The sequence below is a fragment of the Shewanella sp. ZOR0012 genome, assembly GCF_000798835.1.
Lineage (GTDB): Bacteria > Pseudomonadota > Gammaproteobacteria > Enterobacterales > Shewanellaceae > Shewanella > Shewanella xiamenensis.
In genome coordinates this window covers 2413835-2422791 of sequence record NZ_JTLE01000094.1, presented here as the reverse complement: position 1 = coordinate 2422791, position 8957 = coordinate 2413835, and the positions used below count along the sequence as shown (strand labels likewise).

Here is an 8957-nt window from a genome sequence, read left to right as displayed (position 1 = left end):
GGCGATGGTGGCTTAGGTTTCGATCAGCATTATATCCACCAACCAACAGGCTTAGACTCTGTCGCCGTACTTTGGGACGGGGAATGGAAGATCACCTATGAAACTTTTAGAGATATGGGTATCGCCTATGCCGTGGGCATGATTGCAATTTACTTATTGGTCGTCGCCCAATTTAGATCCTATCTCGTGCCGCTTATCATTATGGCGCCCATCCCACTGACGGTGATTGGAGTGATGCCGGGCCATGCCCTGCTTGGTGCGCAATTTACCGCCACCTCGATGATTGGCATGATTGCCTTAGCGGGGATTATTGTCCGTAACTCGATATTATTAGTGGATTTTATCAATCAGGAAACCGCCTCAGGTGTACCCTTTGAGCGCGCAGTGATCCACTCGGGTGCGGTGCGAGCCAAACCGATTATGCTGACCGCTTTGGCGGCCATGATTGGCGCCCTGTTTATTTTGGATGATCCGATTTTCAATGGGCTTGCGATCAGTCTGATTTTCGGGATCTTTATCTCGACCTTACTGACCCTAATCGTGATCCCTGTGCTTTACTACGCGGCGATGAAAAATCGCATAAACTTAACTCAAACAGCTGATTAACCCACAATAGGCAGCCATCGTGCTGCCTCTAGGAGCAAGCTATGTCACTCGAACGCAGCATTATGGCCTTTGCCGGATTTATGGTGTTACTGTCTTTGGTATTAACCGCTTTTGTTCACCATAACTTTTTGTGGTTAACCGCCTTCGTAGGCGCTAACCTATTCCAAAGCGCTTTCACGGGTTTTTGCCCAGCGGCAATGGTATTACGCAAACTCGGCATCAAATCTGAAGCTGAAATCGCTAAACAACGTTAATGCAGATTTGCAAAGGAGAAAGTCAGTGTTTAACAAGTTACTGTTTGGCAGTAAAAAATTACTTGGAGTAGCCCTATTGAGTCTTTTGTCACTCTCCATAGTACCTCATGCAGCAAATGCGGCAGATCAACAGCCTCAAGTAGCATGGGAGAAAATCGCTGCTGGGGCCATGGTGCTTGATGTTCGCACCCCTGAGGAATTTGCCGCGGGCCATTTAGCCAATGCGGTTAATATTCCCTTTGAGCAAGTCGCCGCAGAATTCGCTAAACGCGGTATCGCCAAAGATGCGCCAGTGGTGTTGTATTGCCGCAGCGGTCGACGCAGCAGTATCGCGACCGAAGCCTTAGTCGCGGCGGGTTACACTCAAACCTATAACGGTGGCGGTTATCAGACCTTAGCCGACGCTCAGCCTAAAACAGAGTAACTTGCTGTTTCGATTCACGATGGAAAAGCGCCTGTTGGCGCTTTTTTATATTTCTGCCGAGATTCATGTATCTCACCCACCACTCACTAGTCGATTATCCTGTTGCGCTCATGCATAAAAGCCAATAAATTGGCAAATGCCAAACTGCCGACGCATTAACTCAATAAAATTGCATAATCAATCACTTGAATTAAACTCAATATCAAACACCGAAAAACACTACAGATTTCTCACATTTTAATTCCAAAAAATTATAAATTTAAATTTCAATAATTTATACAACTACCTCAGCCCATTATTCGCTGTTAAAGCCGCTAGAATTCACTTTTACTTATTCACCTTTTCCACATAAATAAACATAAATAGTGCCAACACATTCGTTACAAGTTGTAACAACTGATTATTTATTCAATAAATTCGCTTATTACCTCAGTCAATTTTACCAACCGCCATACCATCAACATTTAATTTACAAATACTTACACGGAAGATAAATTCACTAACCGAGTAGCATCTGAGTCGTAGTTATTCTTTAAAAGCACAAAATAATAATGATTAACTCTAAATTGAACATGGAAGAAAAACATGACAATCAATCGAACCACTAAGATAGCCCTGAGTTTATCCAGCTTAGCTATTGCAATTTCAGCAAGTGTTCATGCTGCCCCCGACGTACCGGGTTTCAACGCGGCGATGCAAGCACAGACCTCTCCTTTGCCTAAGCGCTATATCGTTAAATTTAAAAATGCCGATGCCCCCGCTCTGATGTCTGTCGATAGTGCTCAAGTCAGCGACCAATTGCCCACCACCATGAACTACCAGCCTCAAGTGGCTGAAATTAGCGCCCAGCACAGTGTGCTGAACAGGGCGCAAGCCAAAGAAATGAAGCGTATTGGCCGCAGTAACAGCTACTCAGTTAAGCTGGATAACAATGGCATTAAGGCATTAAGAGCCCGCGCCGATGTGGAATATGTGGAAGAAGACATGCCACGCCGCTTTTTAAGTGAAACAACCCCTTGGGGGCAAACCTTTGTGGGTGCGACCCAATTAAGCGATAGCCAAGCGGGTAACCGCACCATCTGTATTATCGACTCAGGTTATGACCGTGGTCACAGCGACTTAAGCGGTAACAATGTCACAGGCACCAATAACTCCGGCACAGGTAATTGGTTTGAACCTGGCAATAACAATGCCCATGGTACCCACGTTGCTGGTACTATCGCGGCGATCGCCAACAACGACGGCGTGATTGGCGTGATGCCAAATCAAAATGCCAATATCCATGTGATTAAAGTATTTAATGAAGCTGGCTGGGGTTACTCATCTTCACTCGTATCTGCGGTCGATACCTGCGTGAATAATGGCGCCAATGTGGTCACCATGAGTTTAGGTGGCGCAGGCTCAAGTACAACCGAGCGCAATGCCTTAGCCGCCCACTACAATAACGGTGTACTCTTGATTGCAGCCGCGGGTAACGATGGTAACAATACCCATAGCTACCCCGCTTCGTACGATGCGGTAATGTCAGTAGCGTCTGTTGATAATCACAAGGACCACTCAGCCTTCTCGCAATACACCAACCAAGTCGAGATCTCGGGTCCTGGTGAAGCCATTCTCTCTACAGTTACACGCGGTGAAGGACGTTTAGCCGATATTACTATCGGTGGTCAGTCATACTTTAACTCCGGCGTTGTGCCACACAATCGCTTTACGCCATCAGGCACTAACTATGCCCCCAATCCATACAATGGCACGGCAACCGCAACCTTAGCCGAATGTACGGTTAGCGGCTCAACCTTCAACTGCGGCAATATGACCAACAAAGTCTGTCTAGTTGAGCGAGTGGGTAACCAAGGCACTTCTTATCCAGAAATCAATGCGGTAAAAGCCTGTAAGAATGCGGGCGCTAGCGCTGTTATCGTGTACAGTAACACTGCCTTACCTGGACTACAAAACCCCTTCTTGGTCGATGCTAACAGCGAAATCAACATGGTGTCGGTGTCTGTTGACCGTGCAACCGGTCTAGCACTGCGTAACCAGTTAGGCGCAACCGTTACCGTAAGCAACCAAGGTAATAAAGACTACGAGTACTACAACGGTACATCGATGGCGACTCCACATGTTTCAGGCGTGGCAACCTTAGTGTGGAGCTATCACCCAGAATGTAGCGCTGCTCAGGTGCGTAACGCACTCAAGCAAACTGCTGAAGACTTAGGCACAGCTGGCCGTGATGATTACTATGGTTATGGTCTGGTCAATGCCGTTGCAGCGAAAACCTTCTTAGATGCGTCCTGTAATGGTCCTACGGATCCGGTTGACCCTACACCAACTGACAGCGTGTTAGTGAACGGTGTGCCAAAAACAGGTCTAAGCGGCGCCGCCAGTGAAGAACTGCATTTCTCTTTTGAAGTGCCACAGGGTGCAACTAACTTAGGCTTTGTGATGAACGGTGGCACGGGTGATGCGGATCTGTACGTACAGTACGGCGCAGCGCCAACGACCTCAAACTACGATTGCCGTCCATACAAAGGTGGTAACAGTGAATCTTGCCCAATCAGCAACGTTCAATCTGGTACTTACTACGCGATGGTAAAAGGCTATTCAGCCTTTAGCGGTGTATCGTTAACCGCAAGCTACACAGCCCAAAGCGGTGGTGGTACTCCTACCACGCCAGCAAGCTACACCAACACCGATAACTACAATATTCCTGATAACAAGACCACTGGTATCACGAGCCCAATCACAGTTACTCGCACGGGTAACTCAGGCACTGTGACTGCCGTGGTGAATATTGTTCACCCTTACATTGGTGACTTAAAAGTGCAATTGATCAGCCCAAGTGGTCAAACTTCAACATTGCACAATAGAACAGGTTCTGGCACTGACAATATCAACAAGAGCTACACAGTGGATATGACTGGCGTTGAGTCAAGCGGTGTGTGGAAACTTAAAGCAGTAGATAGCGGCCGTGGTGACGTAGGCTATATCGATAGCTGGGAATTGAAATTCCAATAATCACAGCGAATTAACACAAGAGCCTGCAATCGCAGGCTCTTTTATTATTGATAATCCTTAAGCATCTCTGGTTCGATAAGCAGACTATGCTCATTATCCGATAACCAGACTTGCCCTTCACTGATAGACGCTTGCAGCGACATAGTGCGGCTCACTAACGCCTCCATCGCCGTCACTGACTCTTCGGCAATATTCCATACTTTCAAATTTTTATAGCGCTCTAATGCTGCTTGATTCTGTTTCCACCAAATTGGAACACTACGTCCGCCGTAGGTAAACAGCTGCACCGCTTTCGCGCGGCCGCTCGCCTTACGCAGCCACTTCTCATCGGCTTGGCCAAACTCGATCCACAGGTTGACTTCCCCTGAGAGACTCTTATCCCATAGTTCGGGTTCGTCATCCACACACAATCCCTTAGTAAAGCTTAAGGTCTCGGAAGCATTGAGGATAAAAGCCAGCAAACGTACCATCATGCGACCATCGGTTTCCGAAGGATGCTGAGCCAATGTCAGTTGATGATCTTGATAATATCCCCGGTCCATATCAGCGATCTGAAGATTGACCTTAAACACGGTCGCTTTAAGCGCCATAGTACATCCTAAGCTTAATGATAAAAAATAACGGCGAGTCTACCTAAGACTCGCCGTCAGCTCAAACAAACTACGATAAAGAAGACTAAATCGCACCTGGGCGTAAATGCTTCGCGACAGGAAAGTGGGCCTTTAGCTGATTAATTTTCTGAGTATCGGCAACAATCAGCATTCTTGTGCCCTGCTCATATTCGTGAGTTATTTCGCTCAGAGCGAGTAATCCGCCGCGGTTAGCATCACGGCGAACGAATTCTGATAATTCATCCGTTAAGGTCTCTTGGCTATAAATCCAGTCAAGGCGTTGCAGTAACGGCATGGCCACCAGCGGCAATAACTCGACGGGGGTGGCCTCATCCAATAACAGGATTTCTCCACGGCTGACGATATGGTTAAAAGCATTTTGGTAATGCTCTAGCGTACGTGCATCAAACCTATCACCATTGGTATCGAAAAAACGTTCCCAAAATAATCGACGTGTCGCGGTTCTGGTGAGGCGTTGTTGTACTTCGAGACGTTTGTCGGCCACAAAGTCAAATAGCGGTTTCAAGGATTGCGGTAGACTGGTTTCTAATCTCGCTCGGATCGTACGGGCAAACACAGGTGCGGCCCCTGCGGTACTGATTGCCACAACAAGGCGCCCTCTATCCACGATGGACGGCGTAATAAAACGGCAAAAAGCGGGATTGTCTACGGCATTGACCCAAATGCCACGCTCTGTGGCTAAGGTCGCTAATTCACTATTGAGTTTATCGTTGGCCGTTGCGAGATAAATAAGATCGTAATTTTGAATATCAGCCTGCACGACTGATCGTTGTGACAATAATATCCGTCCCTTATCAGCATAGGCTTGCACCTCAGAATTTACCTCTGGCGCAATAACATGGATATTCGCTTCGGTACGCGTCAGCAAGGCAAGTTTACGACTCGCTACATCCCCTGCCCCAACAAGCAGCACATTCAGATTAACGGTATCAATAAATAACGGGAAATATTGCATCGTATAAGCCTAATAAATATTGAGTAAAAACAAACTTCAATTATTTTCATGCACAGGGTTAACATCTGTTTTGGTCTATATAAAAATCAAGGCTCTGATTATAAACAGCGTTAACTCAACATTATGAATAAGCGCATTATCTGACAGAATAATGCAGGCATATCTTATCGTACTAACTAAATGATAAGTCAGCGTAGATTAACACGATACTCAACAATAAATACTTAATAATATGAATAAGTTAGAAAATTTTTATCTAAATAAAAATATGCAATGATAGTCGGGAATATGGATCCCGACGATAGATGGATTGATGAGTAAATTAATTATGGCTCTCGCTACGCTCAGCACTACAATGCCAACACAATTCGAAGCTGCCCTCATTCATCTCATGGCACTGTACACATTGCCATTGGGGACTAACCACATCCAAGCCGCTTAATTGCGCTTGTGCGTTAGCCAACTGCGACTCTCGAACCCATAGCTCAACATTGTGAAGAGCAGCTGGTAACTCACCGACGCCACCCAACAAGGCCTCTCCACGCAACTCCACATGAATACCGCAGGCTTCTAATAATCCCTTCCATGTATGGGCCTGTAATAGGTTTCCACCAGCAATTAATGTTTTACGTTCTTCCATGCGACTTCCTACTGCATTTATCTTTTAAAAATAGCGGCAGTCGACATCCTACAGTGAAATAACTGAGCCTGTCGAGTGCTGTTTTTTACGCCAGTTGTTAATCAATTTAACATTTACGTTTTACAGCATTAGTCACTATAAAGTTGTGAGTTTGATAGCAGATTATCGAAAGTGAGTAATCATGGCGAAAAAAATGCCACTTTAAAAGTGGCATTTTTATCAACAATATTGGTATCTAAAATAGATTAATTTGAGACCAATTTACGGCATCATCGGTGGTTGATCTGCACCTTCTTTCTCTATCTCAACTGGCATCATATGCTCACGGCAAATGCCGAGTTTGATCGCTAAGAAACTCGCCACATAGATAGAAGAGTAAGTACCAACGAAAATACCCAGTAACAGTGCGGTCGCAAAGCCATGGATCATGGTGCCGCCCTTCAGGAACAGCGCAACAACTGTCACCAGCGTCGTACCCGTCGTGATAATGGTACGGCTCATGGTTTGGGTAATTGAAACGTTCACGACTTCTTCAGGATCGCTCTTACGCATCTTGAGGAAGTTTTCACGGATACGGTCAAATACCACGATGGTATCGTTCAGTGAGTAACCGACTACCGTTAACACACCAGCTAATACTGTTAGGTCAAACTCCAGTTGAAATACTGAAAACACCCCTAAGGTCACAATCACGTCATGGGCCAATGCCGCGACTGAACCCGCAGCCAAACGCCATTCGAAACGAAACGACACGTAGATCATGATACAGATTAGTGCAACTAACACGGCTAAACCGCCCTGCTCAGCCAGTTCTTTACCCACCTGAGGACCGACGAATTCAACCCGTTTTTGTTGAACGCCTGCATCCACTTGCTGAGCAGCTGTCATCACAGATTTAACCTGAGCATCGCTGCTCACGCCTTCTTTCACCGACAGACGAACTAACACGTCGCGACTTGAACCAAAGTTTTGCACAATCGCGCCATCTAATTCAGGCGATGACAGTTTTGTTCGCAACACGTTCAAATCAACAGGTTGAGTGAACTCCATCTCAACCACAGTACCGCCAGTAAAGTCTAAGCCCCAGTTGATCCCCTTAGTCGCCAGAGAAACAAGCGAACCCAATACCAAAATGGCCGACATAATACTGATGGGCAGCGCATGACGGAGGAAGTTAACCGTACGTTTTAAAGATAAAATTTCTAACATTATCGCTTCCCCTTAGATAGACAACGTCTTCACGCGCTTACCGCCCCAAATCGCGTTCACGATTGCGCGGGTACCCACGATAGCGGTAAACATTGATGTCGCAATACCGATCATCAGGGTTACCGCGAAGCCTTTGATCGCGCCCGTACCAACGGCGAACAGGATCAGCGCTGTCAGGAAGGTAGTAATGTTAGCGTCGGCGATGGTAGAGAAGGCGTTACCGTAACCTTCGTGAATCGCCTGCTGCACGCTGCGACCTGCACGTAACTCTTCACGGATACGCTCGTAAATCAGTACGTTACCGTCAACCGCCATACCCACAGTTAACACCATACCCGCAATACCAGGCAGGGTTAATACGGCGCCAGGGATCATAGACATCACCCCAACCACCATCACTAAGTTTGCGGTTAAGGCTAAGTTGGCAATCAAGCCGAAACTGCGGTAGTAAACCAGCATAAAGATAAGTACGACTGCCATACCCCAAATCATGGCTTGCACACCGCTTTCGATGTTTTCTGCACCTAGGCTTGGACCGATAGTACGTTCTTCTACAATCGATACGGGCGCAATCAGGGCACCAGCACGCAGCAGCAGTGCGAGGTTTTGTGCTTCACCATGGCTTAAGCCGGTGATCACAAAGTTACGGCCTAAACGCGCTTGAATGGTCGCCACAGAAATCACTTCTTGGATTTTCAGCATTTTTACGCTGCCATCGGCGTTACGCTCACCGCTGTCTTTATATTCGATGAACAAGGTCGCCATCGGTTTACCGATATTGTCCTTAGTCACGTTAGAGAAAATGGTACCGCCTTTGGCATCGAGGTTGATGCTCACCTGTGGACGGCTGTATTGGTCAAAACTTGGTTGTGCGCCAGTGATATGATCACCCGTTAGCATCACTTCCTTCTTCAGTACCACTTGACCGCCTTCACGGCGTTGATACACCTCAGAACCCGCAGGTACACGGCCAGATTGCGCCGCATTCGGGTCGGCCTTATCGTCTACCATGTGGAATTCAATCGATGCAGTTGCACCTAAGATTTCCTTGGCGCGGGCAGTGTCTTGTACACCAGGCAGCTCAACGATAATACGCTCAGCACCTTGGCGTTGAACCACAGGCTCAGCTACCCCTAACTCGTTCACACGGTTACGGATAGTGGTAATGTTTTGCTGCAGCGCTTCTTCTTTAATCTGCTTGAGATAGGTTTCGCTCATCACG

General features: G+C 46.8%; 9 protein-coding genes. 4 read left to right on the top strand and 5 right to left on the bottom strand.

Annotation, left to right across the window (positions count from 1 at the left end):
* The 4 genes from L976_RS12280 to L976_RS12265 form a co-directional block, all read left to right on the top strand.
* A partial coding sequence (locus L976_RS12280; protein WP_197062277.1) for an efflux RND transporter permease subunit occupies positions 1-606 on the top strand: 606 nt, incomplete at its 5' end.
* Positions 607-647: 41 nt separating this feature from the next.
* Positions 648-860, top strand: coding sequence for a YgaP family membrane protein (locus L976_RS12275; RefSeq protein WP_037428231.1), 213 nt, complete (start codon positions 648-650; stop codon positions 858-860).
* A 25-nt stretch (positions 861-885) separates the two neighbouring features.
* A complete protein-coding gene (locus L976_RS12270) occupies positions 886-1284 on the top strand; it encodes a rhodanese-like domain-containing protein (RefSeq protein WP_037428230.1) in 399 nt (132 codons plus the stop codon).
* A 585-nt stretch (positions 1285-1869) separates the two neighbouring features.
* The gene (locus tag L976_RS12265; RefSeq protein WP_047537071.1) at positions 1870-4299 is read left to right on the top strand and encodes a S8 family serine peptidase; all 2430 of its coding nucleotides are present in this window, start codon (positions 1870-1872) and stop codon (positions 4297-4299) included.
* A gap of 44 nt (positions 4300-4343) precedes the next feature.
* Here L976_RS12265 and L976_RS12260 read toward each other — a convergent pair whose 3' ends face one another.
* The 5 genes from L976_RS12260 to secD all read right to left on the bottom strand — a co-directional run.
* Entirely contained in the window at positions 4344-4889 is a 546-nt protein-coding gene (locus L976_RS12260) for a YaeQ family protein (RefSeq protein WP_037420235.1), read from the bottom strand.
* Positions 4890-4974: 85 nt separating this feature from the next.
* Positions 4975-5886 (bottom strand): precorrin-2 dehydrogenase/sirohydrochlorin ferrochelatase family protein, encoded by a 912-nt coding sequence (locus tag L976_RS12255; RefSeq protein WP_047537068.1) that lies wholly within the window; start codon positions 5884-5886, stop codon positions 4975-4977.
* 322 nt (positions 5887-6208) lie between these two features.
* Complete coding sequence (locus tag L976_RS12250) at positions 6209-6526, bottom strand: putative signal transducing protein (protein ID WP_047537066.1); 318 nt, start codon at positions 6524-6526, stop codon at positions 6209-6211.
* 261 nt (positions 6527-6787) lie between these two features.
* On the bottom strand, positions 6788-7735 hold the full coding sequence (gene secF, locus L976_RS12245; RefSeq protein ID WP_037420245.1) for a protein translocase subunit SecF: 948 nt from the start codon (positions 7733-7735) through the stop codon (positions 6788-6790).
* 12 nt (positions 7736-7747) lie between these two features.
* A partial coding sequence (gene secD / locus L976_RS12240) for a protein translocase subunit SecD (protein WP_081990916.1) occupies positions 7748-8957 on the bottom strand: 1210 nt, incomplete at its 5' end.